Origin of the sequence: Cellulomonas sp., assembly GCF_015234515.1 — a bacterium.
Taxonomy (GTDB): Bacteria; Actinomycetota; Actinomycetes; order Actinomycetales; family Cellulomonadaceae; genus Cellulomonas.
This window is the reverse complement of record NZ_JADGMY010000028.1, coordinates 396,306-412,612: the sequence shown is the minus strand read 5'-3', so window position 1 is coordinate 412,612 and position 16,307 is coordinate 396,306. Positions and strand designations below refer to the sequence as shown.

The window sequence follows — 16,307 nt, the reverse complement described above, 5'->3', positions numbered from 1 at the left end:
GCGGGACGGGGTCCGCTCGCGGTCCGCGTCCCCGGCGGGACGGGTCCGCGTCGCTGACGTCCCGTGCGGGACGGGGCGTCGCGGTCCGGTGACCCGACCCCAGGTCCCGCGAGGTGCGGGCCCGTCCACCGATCCCCGGGCACCCGCCGATCGGTGCGCCCGTGGTCCGTAGCGTCGCCGTGGTCGGTGCGGCGCACGGCGGCACCACGGCAGCAGGAGGACGTCCATGAGCAGGTACGAGGTCGACAGCGCACAGCTCGACGGGTCCGCGGCGGCGGTGCTGGCACGCTCCGCGAGCATCCAGGCGGAGGTCGCCGCGATGCAGCGGCAGCTCCTCGAGCTGCAGGCGACGTGGCGCGGCGGTGCCGCCGGGGCGTTCGGGTCGGTCGTCGCCGAGTGGAACGTGACCCAGGCGCGCGTCGAGCAGTCCCTCGCCCAGATCGCGGCGGCGATGCAGGCGGCGGCACGGACGTACGCCGAGGCGGAGGCGCACGCCTCGCGGCTGTTCGCCCACTGAGGGCTGTTCGCCTACTGAAGGCTGGCCCGGGCTGACGGCTGACGGCTGACGGCTGGCGCAGGCTGACGGCCGGCGCAGGCGGACGGCGGTCGGCCCGGCGCCGGGGCTCAGGACGCCGAGGTGCTCCCGGTCGTCGTCCCGCCCGTGGCCTCCGTGACCTGCGTGGCGTCGGCGCCCTCCGTGGCGGCGCGCTCCGCCGCGGCGGCCTCGAGCCGGGCGATCTCCTTCTCGAGTCGCTGCAGCTCGGCTGACACGTTCTGCCGCGCTGGTTCCTCCCAGGGCTGCGCGAGCGGGCTCACGAACAGCGACGGGCGTGCGAGCAGCTTGTGCAGGATGCGCAGGCGCGCCCGCACGTAGTCCTCCACGGGGAGGTGCGCGTACTCGGCGCGCACGTCGTGGAGGTAGGACTTGTAGCGCTGCGGCTCGGTCGCGAGCATCGCGAGGTCCGCGTCGCACAGGACCGCGCAGTCGCTGTCGGTGGGGTCCGGCGCGTGGCGCACGAGGGCCGAGACGAGCGCGGCGACACGCTGCGCCTGCTTCTCCGGGACACCCAGCGCCATCAGCTGCTCGCGGGCGAGGACGGCGCTGGCGGCCTCGTCCTCACCGCCCTGGTTCGCGTACGCCTTGCGCTCGGCGGAGTCGAACACCGCGCCGTGGTACCAGGCGGCGAGGCGGACGAGCTCGGGGTGGTGGGCCTCCTCGTCCAGCTCGTCGACGCGCGCGAGCACGTCGACGAGGTGCCGGAGGTTGTGGAAGTGCCGCTCCGGACGGGTCCACCGCTCCAGGAGGTCCTCGGCGGTGCGCCGGACGTCCTCGGGGGGTGCGGTGCCCCCGGCCTCGAGGACGTTGCGGGTGAAAGCCGGGACGAGCCAGGCGGGTGCGTCATGGACGCCCATGGATCAGCCTCACGACGGTGACGACGGACCCGTCATCGTAGCCACGTCCGGCGCGGGTGGCGCGTCGACGGGTCGGGGATCGGATGTGGGGCCGGACACGGGCAGCTCGACGCGCACGGTGGTGCCCCCGCCGGGCGTCGGGTGCACCGCCACGCTCCCGTCGTGGGAGGCGACGATCGCGGCCACGATCGCCATGCCGAGCCCCGAGCCCCCGGAGTCGCGCGTACGCGACTCGTCGATCCGGTAGAAGCGCTCGAAGACGCGTTCGGCGTGCTCCGGTGGGATGCCCGGCCCGTGGTCACGGACCTCGAGGACCACGGTCCGGCCGTCGTCGCCCGCCCCCACGGCGATCTCGACGGGCGTCGCGGGCGGCGTGTGGCGGGCGGTGTTGCCGACGAGGTTGGCGAGCACCTGGCGCAGCCGCGCCTCGTCGCCGACCACGACCCGTGGGGCGGTCGTCCCGTCCAGCGACTCGAGCCGCACCGGCCGCTGCGGGTCCAGCGCCCGCAGGTCGCTGACCGCGTCCGCGGCCAGCACGGTCAGGTCGACCGGGCCGACGTTCCCCCGCCGTCCCTCGTCGAGACGGGCGAGCGCGAGCAGGTCCTCGACGAGCGAGCCCATGCGGGCCGCGGAGTCCTCGATGCGCCGCATCGTGTCGGCGATCTGCTCCTGCGTCGTCGTCGCGCCCATCCGGTACAGCTCGGCGTAGCCACGGATCGCGGCCAGGGGCGTCCGCAGCTCGTGCGACGCGTCGGCGACGAACCTGCGCATGCGCGCCTCCGACACGGTGCGCGCGCGGAACGCCTCCTCGATCTGGGCGAGCATCCCGTTCAGCGCGGCTCCGAGCCGGCCGACCTCGGTGCCGTCAGGCGCGACGGGCACGCGCTGGGACAGGTCGCCGGCGGCGATCTTCGCGGCTGTCCGCTCGATCTCGCCGAGGGGGCGCAACGACCGGCGCACCGCCCAGCCACCCACGAGCACGCCCGCAGCGACGATGAGCAGACCCGCGGTCACCAGGCTCCAGGACATGCTGACGACGGCCCCGTGGATGTCCATGAGCGGCAGTCCGACCACGACCGAGCCCACGATCCCGTCGCTCTGGAACGGGTAGGCGACCACGCGCCACGGTGAGCCGACGTGCGACGACGGCACGGTGAACGGCTCGCCGCTGATCTTCGAGGCGTCCAGGACCGTCAGGTCGGCCACGCGCGGCTTGCCGTAGGCCTGCTCCGCGGCAGGGCTCACGACCGAGGCGTCCTCGTCCCCGGCCTGCACGCGCACGTAGTAGTCCGTGGGCCCGATGTGCCCGGCCTGGTTGGTGAGGAACCGCAGCGCGTCGCCCGCGACGACCTCCGCCTCGTTCGCGAGCTTCGCGTCGACCGGGGCCAGCAGGTTGCGCTCGAGCAGCGTCGTGGCAGTGACGCCGGCGACGACGAGGCCCGTGCTGAGCAGGACCGCCGTGATCGTGACCAGCCGCCGCTGCAGCGACATGCCGCGCCAGACGGACCGCGCCACCGCGACGGGCCGTGCGGTCCGGGTGTCGTCCCCCGGTTCGTTCACGCCGACTCGCGCAGCAGGTAGCCCACACCGCGTCGGGTGTGGATCAGCGGCGGCAGCCGGTTGCCGTCGGCGTCGGTGAGCTGGTCGATCTTGCGACGCAGGTAGGAGATGTACGACTCCACGATGTTGGCGTCGCCGCCCCAGTCGTACTGCCAGACGTGGTCGAGGATCTGCGACTTGGACAGCACGCGCTGCGGGTTGAGCATGAGGTACCGCAGCAGCTTGAACTCGGTGGGCGACAGCTCGATCGGCTGCCCGGCGCGCCGCACCTCGTACGTGTCGTCGTCGAGCTCGAGGTCCGCGTACCGCAGCACGGACGAGCTGACGCCGTCGTCCGGGGTCGTGCGCCGCAGGATCGCCCGGATCCGCGCGACGACCTCCTCCAGGCTGAACGGCTTGGTCACGTAGTCGTCGCCGCCGACGGTCAGGCCCTGGACCTTGTCGGCCGTGTCGTCGCGCGCGGTGAGGAAGAGCACCGGCACGTGCTGCCCCTTCTCGCGCAGCCGCCGCGTCACGGTGAAGCCGTCCATGTCGGGGAGCATGACGTCGAGCACGACGAGGTCCGGCTCGACGTCACGAGCGAGCCGTAGCGCGGAGACCCCGTCGGCGGCGGCGTGCACCTCGAAGCCGGCGAAGCGCAGCGAGGTGGCGAGCAGCTCGCGGATGTTCGGCTCGTCGTCCACGACGAGCAGGCGGGCCTCGGGGGCGCTGGGCGTGCTGGTCATGCTCCCAGTCTCGCGCCGGATGCTGGGAACTGCCTGGACGGCAGGTGGGGGAGCACGACCGTTTCCTGGGAGTCTCCTGGGAGTGACGGCTCCCCAGATCGCCATATTGACGCCGAAGTAGGCGGAACCCGGATCGTTGTGGACATGTGACCTGGACATTCGGAGAGCCGCCGCAGCCCCGCTACCGTGGATTCGTGACCGTTTCCCTCAGCGACCACGACGTCGACGGTACGGACGGGGCGATGCCCCGCGTGACCGTCGTCCAGAGCTCACCCGACGTCGGCCTCGACCGCTTCGCCGAGTGGCTGACCGGGCTCGACGTGCGCCTCGTGCGCGCCGACCTCGGAGAGGCACTCCCTGGGCCGGCCGAGGTCGGCGACGGGCTCGTCGTCCTGGGCGGGCAGATGTCCGCCTACGACGACGCGACCACGCCGTGGCTCCGCCCCCTGCGGGACCTGCTGGCCGTCGTCAGCGCGACCGACGTGCCCGCCCTCGGCATCTGCCTGGGCGCCCAGCTGCTCGCGGTCGCACGCGGTGGACGCGTCGAGCTCGCCGCCCCGCCCGGACGCGAGGCCGGGGTCATCGACGTGCGGTGGCGTCCCGAGGCAGCGTCCGACGCGCTCGTCGGCCCCCTCGTGGAGATGGCCGCCGCCGCGCGCACGAGCCCGCAGCCGAGCATGCACGGCGACGCCGTGGTGGACCTCCCGCGGGGTGCGGTGTGGCTCGCGGCGTCCGCGACGTACCCGTTCCAGGCGTTCCGCGTCGGGAGCGCCTGGGGTCTGCAGTTCCACCCCGAGGCCGGACTCGAGACCATGCGCGCCTGGGCGGACGGGCACGAGGACGTCGACACCGAGGCCGTCGTCGCGCAGATGACGACGCGCGCCGAGGCCGTCGAGACCTGCGGGCGCGCCCTCGCCGACGGCTTTGCGAGCCTGGTCCGCGACCGCGCTGCCGCTCGCCGCGTGAGCGTCTGACGACGACCCTGGCGGCGGTCGGCGACGGCCCGCCACGGTCGACGGCCCCGGTCCCGGCATGCTCGGGACCGGGGCCGTCCCTGGCGCGTCAGGCGTCCGACGTGCCGGTGCCGATCTGCGGCGTCACCGTGGTCGCCTCGACCTGGCGCGGGGTGGCGCCCTGCTTGAGGGCGGCGAGGCGGGCCTCGATCTCGATCTCTGCACCCGCCGACTCCAGCTCGGCGAACTGCGAGTCGAGCGACGACGCGGCCAGCTCGGCCTGGCCCATGGCGTACGCCTCCTCGCGGCGCACCTTCTCCTCGAAGCGCGCGATCTCGCTCGTCGGGTCGAGCACGTTGATCGAGCCGATGGCCTCCTGCACCTGACGCTGGGCCTGCGCGGACTTCTGCCGGGCGACGAGCGTGTCCCGACGGGACTTGAGCTGGCTCAGCTTGTCCTTCATCTGCGCCAGGCCGGACTTGAGCCTCTCGACGGTCTCGCGCTGCGACGCGATGACGGGCTCCGCGTCGCGGACCTCCTGCTCGGCGGCCAGCTGCTTGCCGATGGCGATCTTGGCGAGGTTGTCGAACTTGTCGGCGTTCGCGGTGTCACCGGCGGTGCGGAACTGGTCGGCGCGCGCCGACGCCGCGCTGGCCTTCTGACCCCAGTCGCTCGCCGCCGCGACGTCCTCGTTGTAGTCCTGCTCGGCGAGGCGCAGGTTGCCGATGGACTGCGCGATGGCCTTCTCGGCGTCGGCGATGGAGCTCGTGAAGTCCCGTACGAGCTGGTCGAGCATCTTCTGCGGGTCCTCGGCCTGGTCGATGAGCGCGTTGATGTTCGCGCGCGTCAGCTGCGCGATCCGTCCGAAGATCGACTGCTTCTCGGTCATCGTGTCGTGCCCTCCCTGTGGTGCCGACCCGGACCGTCCGCCCGGTGTCACGTGCCGTGCGCGTCGTCGTCGGCGCGCACGTGAGGTCGTCAGAACCCGCCGCCGCGTCCGCCGCCGCCGAAGCCGCCACCGCGTCCGCCGCCGCCGAACCCACCCCCGAAGCCGCCACCGCGTCCGCCGCCGCCGAACCCGCCGCCACCGAAGCCGCCGCCACCCCAGCTGCCTCCGCCACCGCCCCACCCGCCGCCGCCGCGTCCGCCGCCGCGCAGGATCGAGTCGATGAGGATGCCGCCCAGGACCATGCCGCCCAGGTTCGTGCCGCCGCCCTGCCCGCCGCGGCGGTCGTCGTCGTACCGCTGGGCGTTCGCCACGTCGAGCTGCGCGAGCCGCTGCGCCTCGGCGACGAGCTGCTCGCCGCGCTGCGCCGTGGCGAGCGCAGCCTCGGGGTCGGTCGCGCGCTGGTCGAGGGCGCGCAGCCGCAGCCGGTCCGCCTCGGCCAACCGGGTCCGGGCCTCGGGTCCGACGGCACCCCGCCGGGTGCTGACGTAGTCGGTGGTCGCCCGCACCGCCGACGCGAGCCGCCCGAGCGTGTCGTCGAGCAGCGACAGGGCGCGTCGACCGCGCTCCTCGGCGTCCCGGCGCGGGGCGAGCGCCGCGTCGATGGCGGCCTCGGCGGCCGTGAGCCGGCGCAGCGCCGCGAGCGGGTCGCCCGTGCCGTTGCGGGCGGCCGTGGCGGCCTCGACGGCGGCGCGCGCCTCCTGGGCATGGGGCGCCACCTGGGGGTCGCCGGGCGCGAGCCGGGCGGCGTCGGCGAGGTCCGAGGTGATCGACGCGATCCCGGCCTCGAGCCGTGCGCCCGCGGCTGCCAGCTCGCTGTCCGCCGAGTCCACCGCGTCGAGCATGGTCGTCGCCTGTGCGAGCGCCTCCTCCGCGGCGCGCGCGAAGCCGACGGCGCCGCCCTTGTCGCCGGCGGCGGAGCGGTCCCGGCCCTGTGCCAGCGCGGAGTCGACGTCCTCGAGCAGCCGGGCGGCCTGGTCGGGGTTGCCGGCGACCGAGCCGAGCGTGTCGGGGGAGTACCGCGCCGCGAGCGCGGAGACGGCGGCCCGTGCGGGCTCGACACGGGCCCGTAGCCGCTGCGCCTCGCGCTGGTGCGCCTCGATCGCGTCGTCGACGCGCGCCTCGATCGCGCGCAGCCGGTCGAACGCGGCCTTCTGCTGGTCGAGGGCCCCCTCGACCTGGCCGCACAGCCGCAGGATCTGCGCCGACGTGGCGCGCACCTGCTCCTCGGTGTCCGGGACGTCGTCGTCGAGGGCCTGCCGCAGCCGGAACGCCTCGGTGAGCGTCTGCTTGCCCTGCGTCAGCACCGTCTCGAACTCGCGCGTGGGCTCGGCGCCGAACTGCGCCTGCGCGAAGCCCAGCTCCTCCTCCGAGGAGCGCAGGGCGTCGTCGAGCGCGACCAGCGCGGACGCCGAGCGGCGGTCCAGCTCGGCGGTCGGCAGGGACGCGAACTCGTCGGCGGCCCCCGCCAGGCGCGTCGCGCCCGCGGTGTCGCGCAGGACGCCCGCTGGCTGGGGCGTCCGACGGCGCCGCAGGAACGCGACCAGCAGCACCGCGGCGATCACGGCCAGGCCGATGAGGAGCACGGCGGCGAACCCGCCGCCGGACGACGTCCCCCCGGTCGTGCGACCGTTCGCCGCCGCGATGATCCCGTCCGCCGCGGCGACCGCTGCGCCGTCCCAGTCGGCGTCCGACAGCTCCGCCTGCACGTCGGCGGCGACCCGGTCGAGCTGCGCGGGCGTGATCGTCCCGAGCGACGTCGGCGCCAGCGTGTACTGCTCGTCGTCGACGGCGACGGCCAGCACGGCGTCGGACTGCCCCAGCCCTGATGCGTCGGCGGTGCGCTCCACCCACGTCTCGGCGCCCAGCCCGTCGAACGAGTCGACGTACACGACGGTCAACCGGTACGGCGTGTCCTGCCCCACGCGGTCGACGGCGGCCTGCACCGCCGACGGGTCCTGCAGCACCCCCGCGCGGTCGACGACCGTCCGGCCGTCGAGGTCGAACGGCGCCTCGGCTGCCGCGCCGGTGGCACCGGCGGCGACGAGGACCGCGCCGGCAGCGAGGGCGCAGAGCGGGCGGAGGGCGCGACGGGCCAGGGGCACGTGTCGATCCTTTCCCAGGGTGTGACACGCGGCAACGGGACGGGAGGCGGGAGGGGCGCGGGCACGGCCGCGGCGGTGGTCCCGTCGGGGGTCAGCCGGCCCGGCATCCCGCCCGGTACAGGTCGCGGAGCACGCCGACCTCCCCGCCGTGGTGCATGACCTCGCGGTGCAGGTGCAGCGCGAGGGCCGCCAGCGGCTGGTCCGCGTACCCGGCGCCGCGCGGGCCCAGCGGGCGGGCCAGCGCCTCGTCGTCGAGGGCGGCGAGCCCGTCGCGCCACGTGCGGTACGCCGCGTCGAGCACCTCGAGCGCGTCGTCCGCGGTGGCGGGCAGGGACGCCGGACGCAGGCGCGGGTCGAACATGTCCGCGTCGGCCGGGACGTCGTCGCCGAAGAACGCCCGCGCGCGGGTCCCGAGGATGTCGACGGCGATGTGCGCCAGGCGCCAGGCGATCGTGGTGACGGGCGGCGGGTCCGGCTCCGGGACGCCCAGCCCGTCCGCCTGCCAGGTGCCGTCCGCGCGCGGGCGGACCGACCAGCACCCCGCGACGGGCTCCCAGAGGTACTCGTCGTCCGTCAGACCCGCGAGCCGTGGCCACAGGCTCGCGGCCCAGTAGAAGTCGAGCTGGTCGGCCAGCAGCGTGCCCCAGCGCACGGTGGCCCCCTCCCGTCGGCGACGTGACCGGTCTACCACCGGGCACCGACAGGCGCAGGCACGTGGTGCGCCCGTGCGGGTCGAGCAGCCACGACGCCGACGTCACACGACGTCGGCGTACCGGTGCCAGGACTGCGTCACGTAGGACGTCGTGAAGCCCGACGACAGGTACAGGTCGGCCGCGCCGGTGGGGGAGTCGGCGTCGACCTCGAGGCCGACGTACCCGCGGCCGCGCTCGGCCGCGTCCGTGACGACCGCGTCGAGGAGCGAGCGCGCCACGCCCCGCCCGCGGGCCACCTGCCGCACCCCGAGGTACTCGACGTAGCTGCCCACGGCGTGGCCGTCGGCGTCGGTCGACGCGCTCGCGATGAGCACCCCGACCGCCTGCGGCTCGTCACCGTCGACGAGCTCGGCGAGCCACCAGTGGTCCCACCGGTGACCCGGGTCGGACCGCAGCCGCGCGAGGAACTCCTCGAACGTCTCCTCGTGGTGGTTGAAGTGGTCGGTGAACGCCTGCTCGAGGATGTCGTGCGCCGCGACCAGGTCGCGCGCCCCCGGCATCCCGCCCTCCTCGCGTTCCAGCCGCCGGATCACGACTCCCGGCCCGGTGGGGCCCAGGCCGTGGTCCTCGTCGACGACCGGGCGTCGCATCTGCCACCACGTCCGCACGTGCTCGTACCCCGCGGCGGCGAGGCGACGCTGCTGGCGGGTGTCGGGCTCGAACGCGCCGCTGTCGAGCTGCGTGCGGGACAGCTCCCGGGCACGCGCGTGCGCCACCCCGGCACCCTCCGCCCACGCGAACAGCACGGCCGCGACGTCGTCGCCCGTCCCGTCGTCCAGCGCGGGGTCGACGACGACGGCCACGAGCACGCGTCCCGCCGCGCGGTCGTGCGCCGTCGCCCACCCGCGGGCGGCGCCGGCGGCGTCCCGCACCATCACGTGCACGCGGGTCTCGGCGGCGTTCCCCGTCAGCTCCGCGCGGGTCGCATCGAGACCGGCCGACTCCGCACCTCGCGCGGCGACCTCGTGCCGGGCGCGCAACGCGTGCAGGTCCGCCACGTCATCAGGTCCGGGGACGGCGGCGTGCCACCCGGCAGGCAGAGCGGTCGAGATCAGGTCAGGGTTCAGCAGCAGAGAAGTCATCGGTCCCTAGTTTCCGCAGATGCGACGGCAGGTGCGACCCCCGTGCGGGTGCCAGGTGGCGTCCGGGGCGTGCGAGTGGTCACATCTGCGTCGGTCGGAACGTGGAGTGGTCACAGGTGTGACCACTCCACGGCGTCGTCGGGCGGGTGCGGCTGCGCGCGCCCCCCACCGGTCACCGGGCTACGCCCAGGTCCACTCGTCCCGTGGTCGGACCAGGGCTGCGCCCGGTGCCCGGCGGGTGCGGCTGCGCGCGCCCCCACCGGTCACCGGGCTACGCCCAGGTCCTCCGCGTCGACGATGGTGTAGGCGTACCCCTGCTCCGCCAGGAACCTCTGCCGGTGGGCGGCGAAGTCCTGGTCGACGGTGTCGCGCGCGACGACCGTGTAGAAGTGGGCGGTCTTGCCGTCGGCCTTCGGGCGCATGATCCGGCCGAGGCGCTGCGCCTCCTCCTGACGCGACCCGAACGAGCCCGACACCTGGATCGCGACGGACGCCTCGGGCAGGTCGATCGAGAAGTTCGCGACCTTCGACACCACGAGGGTCGTGATCTCGCCCGTGCGGAACGCCTCGAACAGCCGTTGGCGCTCGCGGACGGTCGTCTCGCCCGTGATGAGGTCCGCGCCCAGGTGCTCCGCCAGGTCGTGCAGCTGGTCGAGGTACTGGCCGATGACGAGCGTCTGCTCACCGGCGTGCTTGGCGACCAGCGAGTCGACGACGCGGTTCTTGCCGACGGCCGTGGCGGCGAGCCGGTACCTGTCCTCCGGCTCGGCGGTCGCGTACGTCATGCGCTCGTGGTCCGGCAGGGTGAGCCGCACCTCGACGCACTCGGCGGGCGCGATGTACCCCTGCGACTCGATGTCCTTCCACGGCGCGTCGAACCGCTTGGGCCCGATGAGGGAGAACACCTCGTCCTCGCGGCCGTCCTCCCGCACGAGCGTCGCCGTCAGCCCGAGGCGCCGACGTGCCTGCAGGTCCGCCGTCATGCGGAAGATCGGCGCGGGCAGCAGGTGGACCTCGTCGTAGACGATCAGGCCCCAGTCGCGCGCGTCCAGCAGCTCGAGGTGCGTGTAGACGCCCTTCCGCTTGGTCGTCAGCACCTGGTAGGTCGCGATCGTGACGGGCCGGACCTCCTTGCGCGTGCCGGAGTACTCACCGATCTCGTCCTCGGTGAGCGACGTCCGCTTCACCAGCTCGTCGCGCCACTGCCGCGCCGAGACGGTGTTGGTCACCAGGATCAGCGTCGTCGTCGACGACCGTGCCATCGCCCCGGCGCCGACGAGCGTCTTGCCGGCCCCGCAGGGGAGCACGACGACGCCGGACCCGCCGTGGAAGAAGCCGTCGACGGCCTGCTGCTGGTAGGGCCGCAGCGCCCAGCCGTCCTCCCGCAGGTCGATCTGGTGGGCCTCACCGTCCACGTACCCGGCGAGGTCCTCCGCCGGCCACCCGAGCTTGACGAGGACCTGCTTGAGGTGGCCACGCTCGGAGGGGTGCACGACGACGTCCGTCGCGTCGAGGCGCTCGCCGAGCAGGCCCGCGGTGCGTCGCGACTTCATGACCTCGGCGAGCACCGCCGCGTCCAGCGCGTGCAGCACCAGCCCGTGCACGGGGTCCTGCACCAGCTGCAGGCGCCCGTAGCGGGACATCGTCTCCGCGACGTCGACCAGCAGCGCGTGCGGCACCGGGTAGCGGCTGAACTCGAGCAGCGTGTCGACGACCTGCTCGGCGTCGTGCCCGGCGGCCCGCGCGTTCCACAGGCCCAGCGGCGTCAGCCGGTAGGTGTGGACGTGCTCGGGCGCGCGCTCGAGCTCGGCGAACGGGGCGATGGCGCGGCGGCACGCGTCGGCCTGGTCGTGGTCGACCTCCAGGAGGAGGGTCTTGTCGGACTGGACGATCAGCGGGCCGTCGGGCACTCGCACTCTCCCTCATTGCGTCGGTCTCGCGAGACCGAGGATGCGGGGCCGTGAAGCCCCAGTTCTCTCGGTCTCATGAGCCAGGTGTGGTGGCGGGTTCGACGCCCGCGATGCGGTGGACGGCGACGGTGAGCTCGGCCTCACGCTGGGGGTCCAGCGCGCGCAGCCGGCCGCCTTCGACCTTCAGCGGCCGCACGAGCCGACGCTGGGACCGGCCGTCGGGCCCGACCATCTCGACCCACACGGACGCCCGCGCCTGCGCCGCTTCCCGCAGGAGCACCAACAGGTCCCCGGGCTCGGATGTTCCACCGGGCGCGCGCGTCGGGCCGCGGCCGGGCGTCCCGGCGGCCCGCGGACCCTCGGCAGCGTCGGGGCGACGGGGTCCGCGGCCCGTGCCCGAGGAGGCCGTGGCCGGTGAGGGCGTGGCCGTCGCGCCGGTCGGGGGACGCGGCGTCACGAGGTCGTCCGCGGGGGTGCCGCGCCGCAACGACCGCACGACGGCCGCGGCGCGGTCCGGCTGCGGACGCTCGTGCACCGGTGCGGTGCGCCGGCTGCGGGCACGGACCCGGCGCTCGGGCGCGACCGCGTGCACGACGGAGCCGCGGGCGTCCTCGGCGACCGGGGCCAGCCCGCGGGCGCGCAGCACGGCGAGCATCTCGCTGGGGGACGCGTCGGCGACGAGCACCGTCGGCGCGAGCAGCCGTACGCCCAGGGACGCCAGACGCGGGTCGTCGGCCAGCCCGGCGAGCAGCGCGGGGTCGTCGGAGCGGACGTACGACGACGCGGCACCGGCCCGCAGCCGACCGTGCCGGCGCGCGACGTCGCGCACCAGGTACTCCAGGGGCTGGGGGACCCGGCCGCGGGCGGCGGCACCCAGCCGCGCGAGCAGGTCGTCCGCGGTCGTGCCCGCGTCCAGCGCGCGCAGCACGGACTCGGCGGTGAACCGGACGGTCACCGCGCCGCCGCGTGACTCGACGACCGCGGCCAGGTCGAGCAGGTCCTCGAGATCCGCACCCGGTCGCCCGGGCACGACGCCCGTGAGGTCCCCCTGCAGCAGGATCTCCTCGACGGGCGCGGGCAGGTCCGCGGTGAGCGCCGCGACGGCGTCCCCGCCGGCGAGCAGCGCGCGTCCGGCGCTGGACAGCGCGCCCGCGCCGAGCACGCCCAGGCGCGTCGCGTCGGTGAGCACCGCCTCGACCGCGGACATCGGCGGAGCCGAGCGGGGCGTGCGCCACTGCAGTGCCGCGTGGACGTCCTCGGCGGGCAGGGCGGCGCCGACGGGCGCGGACGCCAGCACGTCGAGGACGGCGCGCCGCAGCCGCGGCACCCACGGCCGCGTGAGCTCGGGGTCCAGCGCCGCGCGCAGCGCCCCGCGCTCGTCCCGCCCGCCGACGAGCCAGGGCGTGCGGGTCGACCCGAGCCACGCGCGCGCCAGCTCTGCCCAGCGCGGGGGCACGTCCTGCGCGGACCACACGTCGGCCTCGAGCGTCGGGACGAAGGCAGGGCTCTCCTCGCCGTCGTCGGCGAGCAGGCCCGCGGACGCGGCGGTCTCGACGAGCCACGCGGCGTGCGCGTCGTCCACGTCGAGGCCCTGCGCGGTGCGACGCAGGTCGCGCGCGCCCAGGCCGCCGGCCCGCAGCACCGCCGGCGGCGACTGCTCCCAGCGCGTCAGCAGCTGACGCACCAGGCGCACGGTGTGCTCGGCCGCGCGTGCCGACTCCGCGGCGACGACCTGCGTGTCGCGCACGGGGGCATCGGCGGCCGTGGGCGCGAGCGCGGGGGCGCGGTGGGTCCGGCCGCCGCGCAGCGCGAGCGCGACGGACCGGGGCAGCAGCACGTGACGGCCGTCGCCGCGGACCAGGAGCCCGTGCTCGAGCAGCCACGCGACGGCGTCCGCCGCCGTGCTCCCGGGCGGTGGCATGACCCCGACGGGCGGCCCCCACGTGAGCGCGTCGAGCACCGGGCCCGCACCCGGCGGTGCGTCGGCGAGCACGGGCGACGGTGAGCCGCCGGCGGGCGCGGCCGGGTCGGTGGCCGCACCGCCGGACCCCGGGCCGGGGGTCTCGTCGCCCGCGTCGTCGGGGCCGGGGGCCAGACCCGCGACCGACGGTCCCAGCGCGTCGACCAGCCCTGGCGCGGGGTGCAGGGCACCGTGCTCGTCGGGCCACAGCAGCGCGAGCGCGACGGCATCCCCGATCGCACGTGTGAGGGCGGGCGCGTCGTCGGGTCCCGCCCCGACGGCCGCCCGGATGTCCTCGGGCCGGGGTGCTCCCGTGGTCGACGCGAGCACCGTGACCGCCTCGAGGACCTGCAGCACGAGCGCGTCGACCCAGGTCAGCGCCCGGTCGAGGCTGGACCGGCTGGTGGCCCGGGCCGCGAGGGACGCGAGCGTCGCGGGGTGCGGCGTGGCCAGGTCGGGCCGGCGCACGAGCAGCGCGACGAGCTCGTCGTCGCTGCGTGCGCGCAGGTACCCGGTGAACGTGGCCATCCGCACCACGATACGTGCGCGTCGGCACCGCGTGCGCCCGTGCGGCGCGGCCGGCACCCCGCCGCCGCCCCGAGCAGGCGGGCCGTCAGGGGGCCGCGGGCTCCGCCGCCGGCTCGCCGCCGTCCGGTGAGGTGGTCGGCTCCGGTGCCGTGGTGGGGCCCGTGGTCGGCCCGGGTGCGGTCGGCGCCGGAGCGGGGGAGGCCGTGGGCGCCGGAGTCGCGGGGGCCGACGACGGTGCCGCGGTGGGCTCGCTCGTCGGGACCGGGGTGGGCGCCGGTGCGGCGGTCCGGCGCGGCGAGGACGCCGGGGCGCGCGCCGGGGCCCGCGGCGGTGCGGTCCGGGGCGACGCGGCGGCGGTCGACGGGGCGACGGTCGGCGCGGCCGTGGGTGCGGCCCGGCCACTCGCCATCCGGCCGACCAGTGTCGCGACGGCGTCGCGGTGGCCGCTGACCTCACGCAGCATCCGGCTCACGTCCGCGGCGGTGGTCGGTGCCACCTGCGCGTCGAGCCACGCCTGCGCGGCGATGACGGCACGCTCGAGGTCCCGGCGTACGGCCGCGTCCTCCTCCTGCGCACCGACGAGGGTCGCGCGCGCGACCGCGAGGTCGACCTGCAGGCGACCGACCTCGCGCTCGAGCGATCCGGTGGCGGGCGCGGACGTCGTGGGCCCGGGGGTCGGCGTGGCACCCGGCGTGCCGCCGGCCCGGCCGTCGCCCGCGAGGGACGCGGTGGCCACCGCGGCGCTGACGACGAGTGCCGCGCCGGCTGCTGCGACGGTCACGCGCGACACCCGCAGACGCACGCGCGGCACCCGGAGGCGACGGGACCACGCCCGGCCGGTGGGGCCGTCGTCCTGGCGGTGCGCCGGGGTGCCGGCAGGGGCGGCGGACGTCGGCGCGGCGGGCCGGTCGACGCGGACGGGGGCCCACGCCGGGACGCGCGCACGGTCCGGTGGCGGGCCGGGCGGGACGCGCCGGCCGTCGGCGTCGCGGCTCGGGCTCACCGGCCCAGGCTAGGGACGCCACCGGCCGTGACGTGGGACGTCGTCGTCGGCGGACGGGGGAAATCCCGGCCGCGGCGTCCCCCGGCCGGCGCACGCGGTGGCCCGTCGCCGCGCTGTGGCAGGGTGGCGCCATGGGGCACCACGAGGGCATGACGCAGGACCCGACGAGCACGCTCGACGACGCCACGCTGACGTCCCTGCGCGAGGACGCCGCAGCGGACCTGCCGCGCACGGCGGCGCTGCGCCACGCGCTGCACCGGGTCCCCGAGCGCGGGTTGGACCTGCCGCGCACGCAGCGTCTCGTGCTGGAGGCGCTCGCGGACCTCGACCTCGAGGTGTCGACCGGACGTGCGCTGTCGTCCGTCACGGCGGTGCTGCGGGGCGCGCGTCCCGGCCCGGCGGTGCTGCTGCGCGGTGACATGGACGCGCTGCCGGTCACCGAGCAGACGGGTGAGCCCTTCACGTCGGAGCACGAGGGCGTCATGCACGCCTGCGGGCACGACCTGCACGTCGCGGGCCTGGTCGGCGCGGCGCGGCTCCTCGCGGCGCGGCGCGAGGAGATCGCCGGGTCCGTCGTCCTGATGTTCCAGCCCGGCGAGGAGGGCTACCACGGTGCCCGCCTCATGATCGAGGAGGGCGTGCTGGACGCCGCGGGCACGCGCGTCGTCGCCGCGTACGGCGCGCACGTCATGTCCTCGACGCTGCCGCAGGGCGTGGTCGCGTCGCGGCCCGGCACGCTCATGGCCGCCTCGGACACGGTGCGCGTCACGGTCGAGGGGCGCGGCGGGCACGGGTCCAAGCCGTACCTCGCGGCGGACCCCGTGCCGGTGGCCGCCGAGATGGTGCTCGCGCTGCAGGCGATGGTGACGCGGCAGTTCGACGTGTTCGACCCGGTGGTGGTCACGGTGGGGCTCGTCGAGGCGGGGACCAAGGACAACATCATCCCCGACACGGCTCACCTCGAGGCGACGATCCGCACGTTCAGCCCGGCGACGCACGCGGCGGTGCCCGAGCGGATCACACGGCTGGCCGAGCACGTCGCGGCGGCGCACGGGCTGACCGCGACCGTCGAGTACACCCGCGGCTACCCGGTGACCGTGAACGACGCCACCGAGGTCGCGCGCGCCCGTCGCGTGACGCAGACCCTCTACGGCGAGGCCGGGTGGTTCGACGCGGACGTCCCCGTGCCGGGCGCCGAGGACTTCTCGTACGTCCTGCAGCAGGTGCCCGGCGCGTTCGTGTTCGTCGGGGCGACGCCCGCGGGTGACGACCCGGCGGACGCGCCGTACAACCACTCGCCGCGTGCTCGCTTCGCCGACGCGGCGCTCGCGCCCAGCGCCGCGGTGCTCGCCGCGCTCGCGCTGGACCGGCTCGCGCAGGGCGCCTGAGCCCGGACGTCCGGGCGCGCG

At 75.9% G+C, this 16,307-nt stretch carries 13 protein-coding genes; 3 read left to right on the top strand and 10 right to left on the bottom strand.

Going from position 1 to position 16,307, the window contains the following annotated elements; translation table 11 throughout:
• Nucleotides 1-226 precede the first annotated feature (226 nt).
• Nucleotides 227-517 (top strand): WXG100 family type VII secretion target, encoded by a 291-nt coding sequence (locus IR158_RS15450; RefSeq protein ID WP_291814343.1) that lies wholly within the window; start codon nucleotides 227-229, stop codon nucleotides 515-517.
• Between the two features lie 107 nt (nucleotides 518-624).
• On the opposite strand, the gene IR158_RS15445 is transcribed toward IR158_RS15450, so the two are convergent.
• From IR158_RS15445 to IR158_RS15435, 3 genes are read right to left on the bottom strand one after another with little or no spacing between them, the layout of a single operon-like run.
• The gene (locus tag IR158_RS15445) at nucleotides 625-1,413 is read right to left on the bottom strand and encodes a hypothetical protein (protein ID WP_291814342.1); all 789 of its coding nucleotides are present in this window, start codon (nucleotides 1,411-1,413) and stop codon (nucleotides 625-627) included.
• 9 nt (nucleotides 1,414-1,422) lie between these two features.
• Nucleotides 1,423-2,973: a HAMP domain-containing sensor histidine kinase gene (locus tag IR158_RS15440; protein ID WP_291814341.1), complete on the bottom strand. Its 1,551-nt coding sequence runs from the start codon at nucleotides 2,971-2,973 to the stop codon at nucleotides 1,423-1,425.
• A complete protein-coding gene (locus tag IR158_RS15435) occupies nucleotides 2,970-3,698 on the bottom strand; it encodes a response regulator transcription factor (RefSeq protein ID WP_291814340.1) in 729 nt (242 codons plus the stop codon). Before IR158_RS15435 ends, IR158_RS15440 begins: the two co-directional genes overlap by 4 nt.
• Nucleotides 3,699-3,892: 194 nt before the next feature.
• Here IR158_RS15435 and IR158_RS15430 point away from each other — a divergent pair, with 194 nt between their 5' ends.
• A complete protein-coding gene (locus IR158_RS15430; RefSeq protein WP_291814338.1) occupies nucleotides 3,893-4,672 on the top strand; it encodes a type 1 glutamine amidotransferase in 780 nt (259 codons plus the stop codon).
• 88 nt (nucleotides 4,673-4,760) lie between these two features.
• Here the strand turns inward: IR158_RS15430 and IR158_RS15425 are convergent, their stop codons facing one another.
• The 7 genes from IR158_RS15425 to IR158_RS15395 form a co-directional block, all read right to left on the bottom strand.
• Entirely contained in the window at nucleotides 4,761-5,540 is a 780-nt protein-coding gene (locus IR158_RS15425) for a PspA/IM30 family protein (RefSeq protein WP_291814337.1), read from the bottom strand.
• Between the two features lie 89 nt (nucleotides 5,541-5,629).
• Nucleotides 5,630-7,702, bottom strand: a complete 2,073-nt coding sequence (locus tag IR158_RS15420) for a TPM domain-containing protein (RefSeq protein ID WP_291814336.1) — start codon at nucleotides 7,700-7,702, stop codon at nucleotides 5,630-5,632.
• 91 nt (nucleotides 7,703-7,793) lie between these two features.
• A complete protein-coding gene (locus tag IR158_RS15415) occupies nucleotides 7,794-8,354 on the bottom strand; it encodes a DinB family protein (RefSeq protein WP_291814335.1) in 561 nt (186 codons plus the stop codon).
• A gap of 102 nt (nucleotides 8,355-8,456) precedes the next feature.
• A complete protein-coding gene (locus tag IR158_RS15410; RefSeq protein ID WP_291814333.1) occupies nucleotides 8,457-9,497 on the bottom strand; it encodes a GNAT family N-acetyltransferase in 1,041 nt (346 codons plus the stop codon).
• Between the two features lie 263 nt (nucleotides 9,498-9,760).
• Complete coding sequence (locus IR158_RS15405; protein ID WP_291814331.1) at nucleotides 9,761-11,407, bottom strand: DNA repair helicase XPB; 1,647 nt, start codon at nucleotides 11,405-11,407, stop codon at nucleotides 9,761-9,763.
• Between the two features lie 73 nt (nucleotides 11,408-11,480).
• Complete coding sequence (locus tag IR158_RS15400) at nucleotides 11,481-13,895, bottom strand: helicase-associated domain-containing protein (protein WP_291814329.1); 2,415 nt, start codon at nucleotides 13,893-13,895, stop codon at nucleotides 11,481-11,483.
• 85 nt (nucleotides 13,896-13,980) lie between these two features.
• A complete protein-coding gene (locus IR158_RS15395; RefSeq protein ID WP_291814328.1) occupies nucleotides 13,981-14,898 on the bottom strand; it encodes a hypothetical protein in 918 nt (305 codons plus the stop codon).
• Nucleotides 14,899-15,029: 131 nt separating this feature from the next.
• Here IR158_RS15395 and IR158_RS15390 point away from each other — a divergent pair, with 131 nt between their 5' ends.
• Nucleotides 15,030-16,286, top strand: coding sequence for a M20 family metallopeptidase (locus tag IR158_RS15390; protein WP_291814327.1), 1,257 nt, complete (start codon nucleotides 15,030-15,032; stop codon nucleotides 16,284-16,286).
• Nucleotides 16,287-16,307 lie beyond the last annotated feature (21 nt).

Coding starts and splice junctions, on each gene's coding strand:
- IR158_RS15450 (WP_291814343.1), top strand. CDS start 227: ATGAGCAGGTACGAGGTCGACAGCGCACAGCTCGACGGGTCCGCGGCG.
- IR158_RS15445 (WP_291814342.1), bottom strand. CDS start 1,413: ATGGGCGTCCATGACGCACCCGCCTGGCTCGTCCCGGCTTTCACCCGC.
- IR158_RS15435 (WP_291814340.1), bottom strand. CDS start 3,698: ATGACCAGCACGCCCAGCGCCCCCGAGGCCCGCCTGCTCGTCGTGGAC.
- IR158_RS15425 (WP_291814337.1), bottom strand. CDS start 5,540: ATGACCGAGAAGCAGTCGATCTTCGGACGGATCGCGCAGCTGACGCGC.
- IR158_RS15410 (WP_291814333.1), bottom strand. CDS start 9,497: ATGACTTCTCTGCTGCTGAACCCTGACCTGATCTCGACCGCTCTGCCT.
- IR158_RS15400 (WP_291814329.1), bottom strand. CDS start 13,895: ATGGCCACGTTCACCGGGTACCTGCGCGCACGCAGCGACGACGAGCTC.
- IR158_RS15390 (WP_291814327.1), top strand. CDS start 15,030: ATGGGGCACCACGAGGGCATGACGCAGGACCCGACGAGCACGCTCGAC.